Source organism: Paracoccus yibinensis, from assembly GCF_030846195.1.
GTDB classification, from domain to species: domain Bacteria; phylum Pseudomonadota; class Alphaproteobacteria; order Rhodobacterales; family Rhodobacteraceae; genus Paracoccus; species Paracoccus yibinensis.
This window is the reverse complement of the sequence record NZ_JAVCWH010000005.1, coordinates 305,872-319,829: the sequence shown is the minus strand read 5'-3', so window position 1 is coordinate 319,829 and position 13,958 is coordinate 305,872. Positions and strand designations below refer to the sequence as shown.

13 protein-coding genes are annotated in these 13,958 nt (G+C 66.8%); 7 read left to right on the top strand and 6 right to left on the bottom strand.

What is annotated here, in order from left to right; translation table 11 throughout:
* Nucleotides 1-152 precede the first annotated feature (152 nt).
* From msrQ to RAH32_RS13615, 4 genes are all read right to left on the bottom strand, one after another.
* The gene (gene msrQ, locus RAH32_RS13630; RefSeq protein ID WP_306608480.1) at nucleotides 153-776 is read right to left on the bottom strand and encodes a protein-methionine-sulfoxide reductase heme-binding subunit MsrQ; all 624 of its coding nucleotides are present in this window, start codon (nucleotides 774-776) and stop codon (nucleotides 153-155) included.
* Entirely contained in the window at nucleotides 776-1,672 is an 897-nt protein-coding gene (gene msrP, locus RAH32_RS13625) for a protein-methionine-sulfoxide reductase catalytic subunit MsrP (protein WP_306608479.1), read from the bottom strand. Before msrP ends, msrQ begins: the two co-directional genes overlap by 1 nt.
* Nucleotides 1,673-1,759: 87 nt before the next feature.
* A complete protein-coding gene (gene recQ / locus RAH32_RS13620) occupies nucleotides 1,760-3,805 on the bottom strand; it encodes a DNA helicase RecQ (RefSeq protein ID WP_306608478.1) in 2,046 nt (681 codons plus the stop codon).
* On the bottom strand, nucleotides 3,805-4,098 hold the full coding sequence (locus RAH32_RS13615; protein WP_306608496.1) for a YggT family protein: 294 nt from the start codon (nucleotides 4,096-4,098) through the stop codon (nucleotides 3,805-3,807). Before RAH32_RS13615 ends, recQ begins: the two co-directional genes overlap by 1 nt.
* Before the next feature lie 135 nt (nucleotides 4,099-4,233).
* On the opposite strand from RAH32_RS13615, the gene RAH32_RS13610 reads away from it, so the two are divergent.
* From RAH32_RS13610 to RAH32_RS13590, 5 genes are all read left to right on the top strand, one after another.
* A complete protein-coding gene (locus RAH32_RS13610) occupies nucleotides 4,234-4,794 on the top strand; it encodes an acyl-CoA thioesterase (RefSeq protein WP_306608477.1) in 561 nt (186 codons plus the stop codon).
* Nucleotides 4,795-4,838: 44 nt separating this feature from the next.
* Complete coding sequence (locus RAH32_RS13605) at nucleotides 4,839-6,209, top strand: MFS transporter (protein WP_306608476.1); 1,371 nt, start codon at nucleotides 4,839-4,841, stop codon at nucleotides 6,207-6,209.
* The gene (gene mepA / locus RAH32_RS13600) at nucleotides 6,206-7,069 is read left to right on the top strand and encodes a penicillin-insensitive murein endopeptidase (protein WP_306608475.1); all 864 of its coding nucleotides are present in this window, start codon (nucleotides 6,206-6,208) and stop codon (nucleotides 7,067-7,069) included. Before RAH32_RS13605 ends, mepA begins: the two co-directional genes overlap by 4 nt.
* A complete protein-coding gene (locus tag RAH32_RS13595; RefSeq protein WP_306608474.1) occupies nucleotides 7,042-7,935 on the top strand; it encodes an esterase-like activity of phytase family protein in 894 nt (297 codons plus the stop codon). The genes mepA and RAH32_RS13595 overlap by 28 nt, the downstream gene beginning before the upstream one ends.
* Nucleotides 7,936-8,022: 87 nt before the next feature.
* Nucleotides 8,023-8,625 carry a queuosine precursor transporter gene (locus RAH32_RS13590; protein ID WP_306608473.1) on the top strand — a complete coding sequence of 201 codons (603 nt, stop codon included), beginning with the start codon at nucleotides 8,023-8,025 and terminating at the stop codon, nucleotides 8,623-8,625.
* A gap of 306 nt (nucleotides 8,626-8,931) precedes the next feature.
* Here the strand turns inward: RAH32_RS13590 and RAH32_RS13585 are convergent, their stop codons facing one another.
* Together RAH32_RS13585 and RAH32_RS13580 are read right to left on the bottom strand one after the other, a co-directional pair.
* Nucleotides 8,932-10,713 carry an L-lactate permease gene (locus RAH32_RS13585; RefSeq protein ID WP_306608472.1) on the bottom strand — a complete coding sequence of 594 codons (1,782 nt, stop codon included), beginning with the start codon at nucleotides 10,711-10,713 and terminating at the stop codon, nucleotides 8,932-8,934.
* Between the two features lie 108 nt (nucleotides 10,714-10,821).
* Complete coding sequence (locus tag RAH32_RS13580) at nucleotides 10,822-12,000, bottom strand: acetyl-CoA C-acyltransferase family protein (protein WP_306608471.1); 1,179 nt, start codon at nucleotides 11,998-12,000, stop codon at nucleotides 10,822-10,824.
* Nucleotides 12,001-12,121: 121 nt separating this feature from the next.
* On the opposite strand from RAH32_RS13580, the gene RAH32_RS13575 reads away from it, so the two are divergent.
* Both RAH32_RS13575 and glpK read left to right on the top strand, forming a co-directional pair.
* The gene (locus RAH32_RS13575) at nucleotides 12,122-12,481 is read left to right on the top strand and encodes a winged helix-turn-helix domain-containing protein (protein ID WP_306608470.1); all 360 of its coding nucleotides are present in this window, start codon (nucleotides 12,122-12,124) and stop codon (nucleotides 12,479-12,481) included.
* Nucleotides 12,478-13,953 carry a glycerol kinase GlpK gene (gene glpK, locus RAH32_RS13570; RefSeq protein ID WP_306608469.1) on the top strand — a complete coding sequence of 492 codons (1,476 nt, stop codon included), beginning with the start codon at nucleotides 12,478-12,480 and terminating at the stop codon, nucleotides 13,951-13,953. Before RAH32_RS13575 ends, glpK begins: the two co-directional genes overlap by 4 nt.
* The last annotated feature ends 5 nt before the right edge of the window (nucleotides 13,954-13,958 follow it).

The following is a 13,958-nucleotide window of genomic DNA, read 5'->3' as shown; positions in this document are numbered from 1 at the left end:
TCAGCAATCCCGCTTCCCGTTCCGCCCCGCCAGCGTTCCCGCCTTCGGTGAAGCGGTATTTACGGAGACAAGATGAGGAGGGCAAGAGGGTCAGGCGAAGTTTTTTCGCAGAACTGCCATATTTCACGCAACCATATGTTTTTGAAGGATATTTATTTTACCGCCGCGGCCTGGTCCCAGCGGATGGGCCGGGGGACGGCGACTCGCAGGCCCAGAAGAACCAGAATCGCCGACAGCCACAGGACAGGTTCCAAGGGGAAGGTCTTCAGCGCCCAGATCCAGTGCAGCGTCACCAAGGGTGCGGCGACATAGGCCAGCTTGTGCAGCCTGCGCCACGCCGCACTGCCCATCCTGCGGATCGAGGCGTTGTTCGAGGTGAGGGCAAGCGCCAGCAGCATCAGGAAGGCCGCCATGCCGAAGACGAGGTAGGGCCGCTTGACCACGTCGCGCGCCATCGCGCCCCATAGCAGCGCCATGTCCATCACCGCCCAGGACAGCACGTGCAGTCCCGCATAGGTGAAGCACAAAAGTCCAAGCGCGCGGCGGAAGCGGATGAAGCTGATCCCGGTGATGCGCAGGATCGGCGTCACCGCCAGGCTGGCGACCAGGAAGTACAGCGCGGTGCGTCCCAGCCGATGCTCGATGTCGCGGATCGGATCGATCCCCAGCCCGCCGTTCAGCGTGTCCCAGACCAGCAGCGCCAGCGGCACCAGCCCGCCCAGCCACAGCGCCCAGACCGGGATGGCCCGCAGCCATCCGTTCGCGGCGGCGCGCATCAATAATCCCTTGCCAGATCCATCCCGGCATAAAGCGAGGCCACCTGGTCGCCATAGCCGTTGAACATCTGCGTCTCCTCGCGCCCGCCGAACAGGCCCGCGCCGATGCGGCGTTCGGTGGCCTGGCTCCAACGGGGGTGATCCACCTGCGGGTTCACGTTCGCATAAAAGCCGTATTCGGACGGCTGCATCGCCTGCCAGGTGGATACCGGTTGGCGGTCGGTCAGCGTGATCTTGACGATCGACTTGATCGACTTGAAGCCATACTTCCACGGCACGACCAAACGGATCGGCGCGCCGTTCTGGTTGGGCAGCACGTCGCCGTAAAGGCCTGTGGCCAGGATCGTCAGCGGATGCATCGCCTCGTCCAAGCGCAGGCCTTCCTTGTAGGGCCAGTCGAGGATCGGGCGCGACTGGCCGCGCATTTCCTCGGGGCGATACAGCGTCTCGAAGGCCACGAACTTGGCGCCGGGCTGGACGCCCGCCTTTTCCAGCACGCCTGACAGCGGCACGCCGATCCAGGGGATCACCATCGACCATGCCTCGACACAGCGCAGGCGATAGATGCGTTCTTCCAGCGCATTGGCGGGGGCAAGGTCGTCCACGCCATAGCTGCCGGGGCGATCGACAAGGCCGCCGATTTCCACCGACCAGGGGTCGGTGGTCATGGCGCCCGCGTAGCGCGCGGGATCGGTCTTATCCATGCCGAATTCATAGAAGTTGTTGTAGTTGGTGATCTCTTCCAGCGTGTTCGGCTTCTGGACGGTCGAAAAGGCCGACGGCTTGCCGGTCAAGGCCCAGGCGGGCGCGGCCATCGCCACGGCGCCCGCCGCGATAAAGGCGCGGCGGTTGAGATAGTCGGCTTTCGGGGTGACGTCGGACCAGCGAAGTTTCATGACTCTCTCCCAAGGATGCCGCATCAGGATACTGACGCAGAAACGCCCCGGGCAGGGCATCACGTTCACTTTACACTGACAGTTCCATCAAGCCGCTGCGATTTCGCGCAGGAAGGCAGCGCCGAAACGGTCCAGACGCGCCTGGTCCAGGTGGCGGGCCAGCCCGGCCTCGTCGCCGGGACGGGCCTCGGCGATGCGGCGGATCTGGGCGGTGGAACAGGACAGCGGTTTTTCCGTCCCGTCCGGCCCGCGCAGCAGATCGGCCTGCACTGCGACCAGCCGGTCGAACAGCGCGCCCTCGGGGCGGCCCGCCAGCTTGCGGCGCTGAGGGTGCATATCGGGCACCTCGCCCGCAATCACCGACAGGAAGTCGCGGCCATAGCTTTCCAGCTTCTTGGCCCCTACCCCGCCGACCTGGGCCATCTGGTCCAGGGTCTGCGGGCGCCTTTCGGCCATCTCGATCAGGGTGCGGTCGGGGAAGATGACATAGGCGGGCACGCGCGCGGCCTCGGCCAGGGCGCGGCGCTTGGCCTTCAGCGCGGACAGCAGCGGCTCGTCCTCCTCGCTGACCTGGGTGCGCAGGACCGTGGCGGGCTTGGTCGCGGTGATGTCCTGGCGCAGGGTCACGCTCTCCTCGCCGCGCAGGACGGGATGGGCGGCCTCGGTCAGGTGCAGGGCGCCGTGGCGCTCGGGATCGGGGCGGCAAAGATCACGGCCCATCATCTGCCGGAAGATCGCCTGCCATTGCGCGCGGCTGTGGTCGCGCCCGACGCCGAAGGTCGGCAACCGGTCATGGCCGCGTTCGCGCACCTTTTCCGTGTTGTTGCCGGTCAGGATGTCGATCAGATGCGTGGCACCGAACCATTCGCCGGTCCGAACGATGGCCGACAGCGCCTTTCGCACGGGCTGCGTGGCGTCGAACAGCTTGGGCGGCGCGATGCACAGGTCGCAGTTCCCGCAATCCTCGGCCAGATCCTCGCCGAAATAGGCCAGCAGCTTGCGGCGGCGGCAGCCGGTCGCCTCGGCCAAGCCCAACAGCGCGTTCAGCCGGGCATGGTCGGCGGCCTTGCGGGCGGGTTCGGCCAAGCCTTCGTCGATCTGGGTGCGGCGCAACCGGATGTCGTCGGGGCCGTAAAGCGTCAGCGTATCGGCCGGATCGCCATCGCGGCCCGCGCGGCCGATTTCCTGGTAGTAGCCCTCGATGGTCTTGGGCAGGTCGGCGTGCAGCACCCAGCGGATGTCGGGCTTGTCGATGCCCATGCCGAAGGCCACGGTGGCCACGACGATCAGGCCGTCCTCTCGCTGGAAGCGGGCCTCGGCCTCGCGCCGGGCATCGGGATCAAGGCCCGCGTGATAGGCGATGGCCGGGTGGCCCGCCTCGCGCAGCGCCTGGGCCAGGGTCTCGGTCCGGGCGCGGGCGCCGCAATAGACAATGCCGGATTGGCCACGCCGCGCGGCGATATAGGCCAGAACCTGGCGGCGCGGGCTGTCCTTGGGCTGGAAGGCCAGGCGGATGTTCGGGCGGTCGAAGCCACGCAGGAAGGTGACCGGCTCCCGCCCGTCGAACAGCCGCGAGACGATCTCGGCCCGTGTTTCCACGTCCGCCGTGGCGGTGAAGGCCGCCAGCGGCACGTCCAGCGCGCGCTTCAGGTCGCCGATGCGCAGGTAGTCGGGGCGGAAGTCGTGGCCCCACTGGCTGACGCAATGCGCCTCGTCCACCGCAATGGCGGTCACGCCGGCGCGGCGCAGCAGGGACAGCGTCCCACCCGAGGCCAGCCGTTCCGGCGCCATATACAGGAGTTTCAACTCGCCCCGCGACAGGGCCTGGAAAACCGTATCCGTTTCCTCGTCCGTGTTGCCGCTGGTCAGCGCGCCCGCTGCCACGCCCGCCTCGCGCAGCGCGCGGACCTGATCGCGCATCAGCGCGATCAGCGGGGATATCACCACCGTCACCCCGTCGCGCATCAAGGCGGGAAGTTGGAAGCACAGCGACTTGCCGCCGCCCGTGGGCATGATCGCCAGCACGTCGCGGCCCTGGGCCACCGCTTCGACGATCTCTTGCTGGCCGGGGCGGAAGCCATCGAAGCCCCAGACCTGTCGCAGCAGGTCGCCAGATGGATCAGGGACGGTCATCAGAATCCGTAGAAGAAGCCCGCGTTGTTCGCCAGGGCGCGCTGCAGGATGATGATGATGATGAACAGGACCAGGGGCGCCAGATCCAGCCCGCCGGTATTCGGCAGCACGTTGCGGATCGGGCGATAGATAGGCTCCAGCAGGCGGTTCAACCCGTCCCAAAGCTGCGCGACCAGCGGCTGGCGCAGGTTCAGCACCTGGAAATTGATCAGCCAGGACATGATGATATGGACGATCATCACGAACCACACCACCTGCAGGATCAGTTGCAAGGCCTCGTAAAGCGTTCCCATCATGCCCCTCTTTTCGTGTTCGGGCTTGTTATGGGGATGCGGGCGGTGCTTCGCAAGCAAGTTGCCGCAGCGTCCCCCGTTGACGATCGCGTGGGCCGGGGCCACGCCCGTGGCCAGACAACCGAAGGACCCGCGATGTATCCCCTGTTCCGCTTCGCCAAGGAGATGGTCAAGTTCCGCAATGCCCCGCTGCTGGGGGTGACGGGGACGCATGTCTCGACCCATGTCTGCTGGCCCTGGGACCTGGATCCGTGGGTCGAGCTGAACAACGGCCGCACCCTGACCCTGTTCGACCTGGGCCGCATCCCCATGGCGCAGCGCAGCGGGCTGATCCCGATCCTGCGCGAACGCAAATGGGGCATCACCGTCGCGGGCAGTTCGGTCCGCTATCGCCGCCGCATCCGCGCCTTTGAACGCTTCACGATGATCTCTCGCGTCGTGGGCTGGGACAACCGCTTCATCTACATGGACCAGTCGATGTGGAAGGGTGCCGATTGCTGCAACCAGGTCCTGATCCGGTCGGCCATCACATCGGCCCAGGGGATCGTGCCCCCGGCCAAGGTGATGGCCGCGCTTGGCGCAGCCCCCGAAAGCCCGCCCCTGCCCGACTGGATCGCCGCCTGGATCGAAGCGGACGGACAGCGTCCCTGGCCACCCGTGCTTCCCCCTGACGCAAAAGCCCACTTGCCAGCCTGACGCGGCTTCGGCCTTATGGCGCGCGAACGGCGCACGAGGGGCGGATGGACCGCAAACGGATCTGGGGCTGGTGGTTTTTCGACTGGGCCAGCCAGCCTTTTCATACGCTTCTGCTGACCTTCGTCTTTTCGGTCTATTTCGCCGAGGTCGCGCAGCGCCACTTCCTGGCAATCGGCGGCGACCTGCGGCTGGCGGGCGCGCAGGCGCAGGCGCTGTGGGGCTACGGGCTGTCGGTCGCGGGCATCATCATCGCCCTGGGCGCACCCATTCTGGGGGCCATAGCCGACACCTCGGGGCGGCGGATGCCCTGGATCCGGTTCTTCTCGATCCTCTATATCGTCGGTTCCGCCGGGCTGTGGTTCCTGATGCCGCAGCAGCCTGCCCTGGTTCAGGCGGTGGTGCTGTTCGGCATCGGCCTGATCGGGGTCGAGTTCGCGACGATCTTCACCAACGCCCTGCTGCCGGGCCTTGCCCCAAGGGACGAGATCGGGCGCCTGTCGGGGTCCGGCTATGCCTTCGGTTATCTGGGCGGCGTCGTGTCGCTGGCAATCATGCTGGCGCTGTTCCAGGAAACGCCTTCGGGCAAGACGCTGATCGGCCTTGATCCCCTGTTCGGGCTGGACCCCGCCGCCAGAGAGGGGACGCGCTTCGTCGGCCCCTTCGTCGCGATCTGGTATGTCGTCTTCATGATTCCGTTTTTCCTGTGGGTGCGCGAACCGCGCGGCCCGGGCCAGCCGGTCCGCGTCGGTCCGGCCCTGCGCGACCTCTGGGCGCTGATCCGCAGCCTGCGCCACCGTCACAGCCTGGCGGCCTGGCTGGCATCGTCCATGCTGTCGCGCGACGCGCTGAATGCGCTTTACGGCTTTGGCGGGGTCTATGCGGGGACGGTGCTGGGCTGGCCGGTCTTTCTGGCGGGCGTCTTCGGCGTGGTCAGCGCCATCGCCGCGGCCATAGTCAGTTGGCTGGGGGGCCGCGCCGACCGCGCTTACGGGCCAAAACCCGTCATCATCGCCACCATCCTGATCCTGAACGGCGTTTGCATCGTGGTCGTCGGCATGGACCGCGAAACGCTGTTCGGCATGGCTGTCCCCGACAACCCCGTCTTCGGGCGCTTCTACGTGCCGGATCTGGTGTTCTTCCTCTGCGGCGCGCTGATCGGCGGTGCGGGCGGCGCGATGCAGGCGGCAAGCCGAACCCTGATGGTCCGCCACACGACCGAAGCCCGCGCCACGGAAGGCTTTGGCCTTTACGCCTTGTCCGGCAAGGCCACGGCCTTCCTGGCGCCCTTCCTGATCGCCGTCGTCACCGACATCAGCGGGAACCAGCGTCTGGGCATCTCTCCGCTGATCGCGCTGTTTATCCTGTCGGTTGTTCTGCTAGTCTGGGTCAAACCCGAAGGAGAGGTAGAGCAGTGATCCGCAAGTTCCTGACCGCCGCCGCCATCGTGGCTGGCCTTGTCATGCCCGCATCGGCCGATCCGCTGGCCAAGGATGTCTTCGGCAGCTTCCGAAGCGCCTCGCAGGGACCGGCCGTGTCCATCGGCTTCTATTCCAAGGGCTGCGGACAGGGATTCGTGCAACTGCCCGAAAGCGGGCCAAGCTGGCAGGCCATGCGTTTGTCCAGGAACCGCAACTGGGGCCATCCCGAACTGGTCAACTTCCTGATCGGCCTGTCGCAGGCCGCCCAGCAGGCGGGCTGGCGCGGCCTTTACATCGGCGACATGAGCCAGCCACGCGGCGGGCCCATGACCTCGGGACACGCCAGCCACCAGTTGGGGCTGGACGCCGACATCTGGATGCTGCCGCCCTCGTCCCTGAACCTGTCGCCCGCGCAGCGCGAAAGCCTGTCCTCGGTCTCGATCACCGACCGGAGGGGCGTGGCGCTGACCAGCGCGTGGAACGGCGGGCACATGTCGATCATGCGCGCCGCCGCCCGCGACCCGCGCGTCGAACGCATCCTGGTCGATCCGGTCGCCAAGGTCGCCATGTGCCAGATGGAGCGCGGCGACCGGTCCTGGTTGCGCAAGGTGCGGCCGATCAACGCCCACAACTATCACTTCCACGTCCGGTTGGCCTGCCCGCGCGGGTCGATCTGCGACCGCCAGGATCCGCCTCCCCCCGGCGATGGCTGCGCCGAGGCGGCCGAATGGATCAGGAACCGCATCGACCCCAGCCGGGTGGAACCCACGCCGCCCGACCCGAACTATCGCCATCCCCGGACCTTCCGCCTTTCCGAACTGCCCCGCCAATGCCGAACCGTCGCCGGCGCGCCCTAACGATCCTGTCAGCCCTGTTCCTGATTGCCGCCGGCGTTCCCGCGCCGGCGGCATCGTTGGACTATGTCGGCACCTTCGTCTGGACCGGCGATGACGACAGCTTCGGCGGCTTTTCGGGAATCGAGATCAGCCCCGACGGCACCGGCTTTCACGCCCTGACCGACCGCGCCCATCTTTACTGGGGCAGCATCGACCGCGATTCGCAGGGCGTCATCCGCGCCATGAACATCGGCGGGCGGGCGCATCTGAAGGACCGCGAGGGCGTCCCTCTCCAACCCGGCTATCACGGCGACAGCGAAGGGCTGGCTATCGGCGAGGACGGCCGGATCTGGATCAGCTTCGAGGGGCTGAACCGCATCGCGCTTTACGAAGACCCCGATGCGGTGCCCACCCGCCGGCGCCTGCCGCCCAAGCTGCCCTGGATGCGGATCAATTCGGGGATGGAGGCGATCGCGATTCGCGGCGACACGGTCATCGCCGTGCCCGAACGATCCGGGCGCGAAGGCGATCCCTTCCCGATCCTGACCTTCCGCGACAACCAGTGGGGGCAGGCCGGGGAAATCCGGCGCGACCCGCGCTGGCTGGCGGTCGGGGCCGATTTCGGGCCGGATGGATGGTTCTACCTTCTGGAACGCGACTTTCGCGGTATCCTCGGTTTTGCCTCGCGTATCAGGCGGATGCAGTTGACCGAAGACGGCCCCGTGGACGAGGAAATCCTGCTGACCACCCGCGCCCTGCAATACGACAACCTGGAAGGGCTGGCCGTCTGGCACGATGGACAGGGGATCCGGCTGACCATGATCTCGGACGACAATTTCCTGGCCCTGCAGCGCACCGAACTGGTCGAATACCGGCTGCGCGATTGACAACGGCCCGCCCCACCGCCTAAGGCGCGCTGTCCCGCAAGACGCGGGGCCGAGTTGTTCCGCGACCTTGTAAAACGGAAAAGATCAATGACCCGCTATCTGCCCGGCATCCTTGCCATGGCCATCATCGTCGTGGCCTCGAACATCCTGGTGCAATTCACCGTCGGCGCATGGCTGACCTGGGGCGCCTTCACCTATCCCTTCGCCTTCCTCGTGACCGAGATCATGAACCGCGTCTATGGTCCCGCCGCCGCCCGCCGGGTGGTGCTGGCGGGCTTCGTGGTAGGCGTGCTGTCCTCGGTCGTTGCTGCAGGCATGGACAAGACCACGCTGCGAATCGCCGTGGGGTCGGGCGCGGCCTTCCTGGTCGCGCAGCTTGTCGATATCGTCGTCTTCAACCTGTTGCGCAAACGCCGCTGGTGGGTCGCGCCGCTGATGTCGTCGTCGGTGGGTTCGGTCCTGGACACGGCCATCTTCTTCACGGTCGCCTTCACCGCCGCCTTGCCGCATGACGCCAACACAGCCTGGGCGAACGAGGCTGTTCCGCTTCTTGGTCAAGGACCGGTCACCGCCCTGTGGGTTTCGTTGGCAACTGCCGACTGGCTGGTCAAGATGAGTCTGGCCATACTTGCCCTTGTGCCCTTCCGCATCATCGTGCGCAATTTGTTGCGAACTGAACGAACAATCTGATTGACACAGGTCCGATCTGTGGCACGCTTTCCTTATACGGCAACCAATTGAAAGGAGGTGGTCCAGTGTCGAGAGTGATATTGGAGAGAGGTGTCGGAACAGTCAGGGGGGCCGTGGCCTGAGGGCAGCCCCGAGGGTCGTAAACCCTGGTTGGGACCGGAACATCCGCCATCCCTAACCGGACCATCTCCGTGGATCTCGCGGGCCGCCTTGATCTGAGGCGGCCCGTTCCTTTTCTGGATGCTGCATCCGGTCTTCGTCGTGCCTGCAGCAATGGGGGGGCGCGAAGCCCCCCCGCCCAGCGGATCAGCGCGCGGGACGCAGCTGCGCCTCGCCCCGGTTCGTGCCCATCCCGCCGATCACCACCAGCGCCCAGACAACGGCCGCCGGCCACCACAGGCCGCCCTGGATCAGGCCCATGCCGATCAGGCCGGCCTGCACCACGTAATAGGCCATGGTGATCAGCGTCTTGCGGATCAGGTCGCCCTCGCGGTCCGTCAGACCCACCGTTGCCGAGGCCGCGACCACGTTGTGCACGCAGATCATGTTGCCTGCCGCGCCGCCGACAGCCTGCAAGGCCACCACGATGGTGATGCCCGCCAGGTCCAGCCCGATACCCTGCGCGGTCGAGAACTGGAACAGCGAGAACATCATGTTGGACACCGTGTTCGACCCGGCGATGAAGGCGCCGAGCGCGCCGACGATGGGGGCGAACAGCGGCCAGGCATCGCCCGTCGCAGCGGCCATGCCCTGCGCCAGCATGATCGGCATCGAGGCCGTGTCCTCGGATCCCGAATTGATGAAGACCTGCACCATCGGCACCGCCAGCAGCAGCGCGGGGGCGGCGGCCAGCATCGTCCTGCCCGAGATCGCCCAGGCCCGGCCGTAATCCGACCCGCGCATGCGGAACAGCGCGACCGAGATCAGCGAGGCAATGATCATCACCGTTCCCGGCGAATACAGGAACTGCGCCGAGGCGTTGATCCCCGACCCGAACATGTCGCGCAACGCCAGTGTCGTGGACGGCCCTGTCAGCCAGGCCTTCAGCGGTTCGATGGTGCGGGTGAGCACCAGGAGAGCCGCCACGATCACATAGGGCATCCAGGCGCTGAGCAGCGAGATCTCGCGCCGGGGCGCCGCGCTATGCGGGGAAAGCTCGGCATCGGCGTCGGCCGCCTCGACCGAGCCCTGCCAATCCCGCTCCCATTCCGCGCGAGGCGGGAAATCGAAGCGGTCAGCGGGCATGAACCATCCCGCGCGCGCGGCCGGAACGACGATCATCAGGCCGATCAGCCCGCCCAGAAGCGACGGGAATTCTGGCCCCAGAACCCGCGCCACCAGCAGATAGGGCAGCGTGAAGGCGAGGCCCGCGAACAGCGCGAACTTCCAGGCGCGGAAGCCTTCGGCGAAGCTGCGGCTGCGGCCAAAGAACCGCGTCAGCATCCCCACCATCAGCAGGGGAATCAGGAAGCCGATCATCGTGTGGATCAGCGCCACGTTCGCCGCCACGACCGGAACATACTGATCCAGGGCCGCAGGGCTGATGGCGGTCGCCACCTCCTCGCTGTTCGACAGCCCGGTGCCCAGGCCCACAAGCATGGGCGTGCCGACCGCGCCGAACGACACCGGCGTGGACTGGATGATCAGCGTGACCATGACCGCCGCCATGGCGGGAAAGCCGATCGCCACCAGCAGGGGCGCCGCCACCGCAGCAGGCGTGCCGAAGCCGGAAGCCCCTTCGATCAGCGACCCGAACATCCAGGCGATGATGATCGCCTGGATGCGCCGGTCGGGCGAGATATCGGTAAACCCGCGCCGGATCGCCCGGATCGCCCCCGATTCTTGCACGGTGTAAAGCAGCAGGATCGCCCCGAACACGATGTAGAGCAGCGTGATCGCCGTCACCAGGCCGTTCACGGTGGCCCCCGCGACGCGTTCCCAAGGCGCCCCCCAGACCAGCAAGGCCAGCACGACGGTGGCAAGATAGGCCACCAGCATCGACAGCTTCGCCGATTTCCGCATGACGACCAGCAAGACAAATACCGCAAGCACAGGCAGCAAGGCGGCAAAGAACATCAGTCCCTGCATCAGAATATCCTCCCTTCTAATGCAGGGCACAATTGAAGGCGAAGCCTAGCTGGTCAAGAGTTTTGGTAAAAAAACTTGACCAGTCAGCTTCTGGAAAGGGATCGGGCGTCAGGTCCTTTCGATGGCGATGGCAATCCCCTGACCTCCCCCGATGCACATGGTTATCAATGCCTTACGGCCTCCGGTGCGTTCCAGCTCATGCAGTGCCTTGACGGTGATGATCGCGCCTGTCGCGCCGACCGGATGGCCCAGCGCGATGGCCCCGCCATTGGGATTCACGCGGGCAGGATCCAGGCCCAGGCCCTTGTTCACCGCCAGGGCCTGCGCGGCGAAGGCCTCGTTCGATTCGATCACGTCGAAATCGCCCGCCGACAGGCCCGTCTTCTCCAGCAGCTTCTGCACTGCAGGGACCGGGCCGATGCCCATCACTTCGGGGCGCACGCCCGCCACGGCATAGCCCAGGATCCGCGCGCGGGGCGTCAGGCCCGCCGCCTGCGCCGCGTCCGCCCGCGCCAGCACCAGGGCCGCTGCACCGTCGTTGATGCCGCTGGCATTGCCCGCCGTGACGCTGCCGTCCTTCTTGAAGACCGCCTTCAGCCCTGCCAGCTTGTCCAGACTGGTTTCCTTGGGATGCTCGTCCGTGTCGAATGTCACCGGCCCCTTGCGGCCCTTCACCTCGACCGGCACGATCTGGTCGCGGAAATACCCCGCCGCAATGGCCGCCGCCGCGCGACGCTGCGATTCCATCGCGAATTCGTCCTGGGCCTGGCGGCTGATGTCATGTTCGCCCGCGACGTTTTCCGCCGTCACGCCCATGTGGCCCGTGCCCATCGGGCAGGTCAGCGCGCCGGTCATCATGTCCATCATCTTCTGGTCGCCCATCTTGGCGCCGAATCGTGCGGAACTGACAGCATAGGGCGCGCGGCTCATGCTTTCGGCGCCGCCCGCCACGGCGAAATCCGCGTCGCCCAGCATAAGTGCCTGCGCCGCCGAGACGATGGCCTGCGCGCCCGACCCGCAAAGCCGGTTCACGTTCATCGCGGGCGTTGTGTCGGGAATGCCCGCCTCCAGCATCGCCACGCGGGACAGGTACATGTCGCGGGGTTCCGTGTTGATGACATGGCCAAAGACCACCTGCCCGATCTTCTCGGGCGCAACCCCTGCCCGCTCCATCGCGGCGCGGGTCACGATGGTCGCCAGCTGGATGGGCGGAATGGCGGCAAGGCTGCCGCCGAAGGTGCCGATGGCAGTGCGCGCGCCGGACAGGATGACGATCTCGGTGGACATGGTGAACCCCTTCCCTTGGTTGCCGGGACAGCATAGGCCCAGCCCGCCCCTTCGGCCAAGCGCGCCGTGGCGTCGCGCGGACGCTGCGGCTAACCTGCTGCAAAGACAGGAACCGAATCGCATGGACAGGGACGGACCCCGGATCAAGCTGCGGCTGGAATACGACGCGCCGCTGGTGCTGGGGCCGGGCAAGGCGCAGCTTCTGCGGCTGATCGGGCAGCATGGCTCGATCTCGGCCGCAGGACGGCAGATGGGGATGAGCTATAAGCGCGCCTGGTCCCTGGTCGAGGAAATGAACGCGGCCTTTGCCGCCCCGCTGGTGGACAGCAACCGGGGCGGGGCAGGCGGCGGCGGGGCGACGGTCACGCCCACCGGCCAGGCGGTCCTGCACCATTATGAATCGCTTGAGCGGCTTTTGCGCGACAAGGGGGCGGCCGACCTTGCCGCCATCGGCGCCCTGATGAAAACGGAGGAACCATGACGATACTGGCGATGGATCAGGGGACCACCTCGTCCCGCGCGCTTGTGTTTCGCGACGACCTGACGGTGCAGGCCACGGCCCAGCACGAGTTTCCTCAGCACTTTCCGCGCTCGGGCTGGGTGGAACACGAACCCGGCGACATCTGGACCAGCAGCGCCGGAACCGCCCGCGCCGCCATCGAGAAGGCGGGCGCCCCCCGCATCGACGCCATCGGCATCACCAATCAGCGAGAAACCGTGGTGATCTGGGACCGCAAGACCGGGGAACCGATCCACCGCGCCATCGTCTGGCAGGACCGCCGCACCGCCGACATCTGCAACCGCCTGCGCGACGAGGGGGCCGAGGATCAGGTGACAGACACCACCGGCCTGCTGCTGGACCCCTATTTCAGCGCCACCAAGATCGGCTGGCTGCTGGATCATGTGGACGGCGCGCGGGACCGCGCACAGGCGGGCGAACTGGCCTTCGGGACCATCGACAGCTTCCTGATCTGGAAGCTGACGGGCGGACGGTCCCATGTCACCGACGCCACCAATGCCAGCCGGACGCTTCTGTATGACATCCGCAAGGGCGACTGGTCCGACGACATGTGCCGCCTGTTCGGCGTGCCCCGCGAATTGCTGCCCGAGGTCCGTGACAGCGCCGACGATTTCGGCACCACGCGCGCCGACCTGTTCGGGCGCGAGATCCCGATCACGGGCGTGGCGGGCGACCAGCAGGCGGCGACCGTGGGTCAGGCCTGCTTCCGGCCCGGCATGATGAAATCGACCTATGGCACCGGCTGCTTCGCGCTGCTGAACACGGGCGACCAGGCGGTCCGGTCGAAGAACCGGCTGCTGACGACCATCGCCTATCGCCTGGACGGCAGGACCACCTATGCCCTGGAAGGGTCGATCTTCATCGCCGGCGCGGTGGTCCAATGGCTGCGCGACGGGCTGAAGCTGATCCGCGAGGCGAAAGAAACGCAAGGCCTGTCCGCACAGGCCGATGACAGCCAGCAGGTCATCATGGTCCCAGCCTTCACCGGCCTCGGCGCGCCCCATTGGGCGCCCAAGGCGCGCGGCGCGGTCTTCGGCCTGACCCGCAACACAGGACCCGCCGAATTCGCCCGCGCCGCCCTGGAAAGCGTGGGCTTCCAGACCCGCGACCTGCTGGAAGCCATGCGGGCCGACTGGCCGCAGGCGGGTGACGCGGTGCTTCGCGTCGATGGCGGCATGACCGCCAGCGAACCGGCGATGCAGTTCCTGTCCGACATCCTGGGCGCGCCGGTTGACCGTCCGAAGAACACGGAAACGACCGCCCAGGGCGCGGCCTGGCTGGCGGGCTATCGCGCAGGTCTGTGCCCGGCGCCCGACGACTATGCGCAAGCCTGGCAGCTTGACCGCCGGTTCGAGCCCGGGATGTCGCCCGATGACCGAGATCGGCGCTATTCCGCTTGGCAAAGGGCGGTGCAGGCAGTCCTGTCGGTGTGATCTTC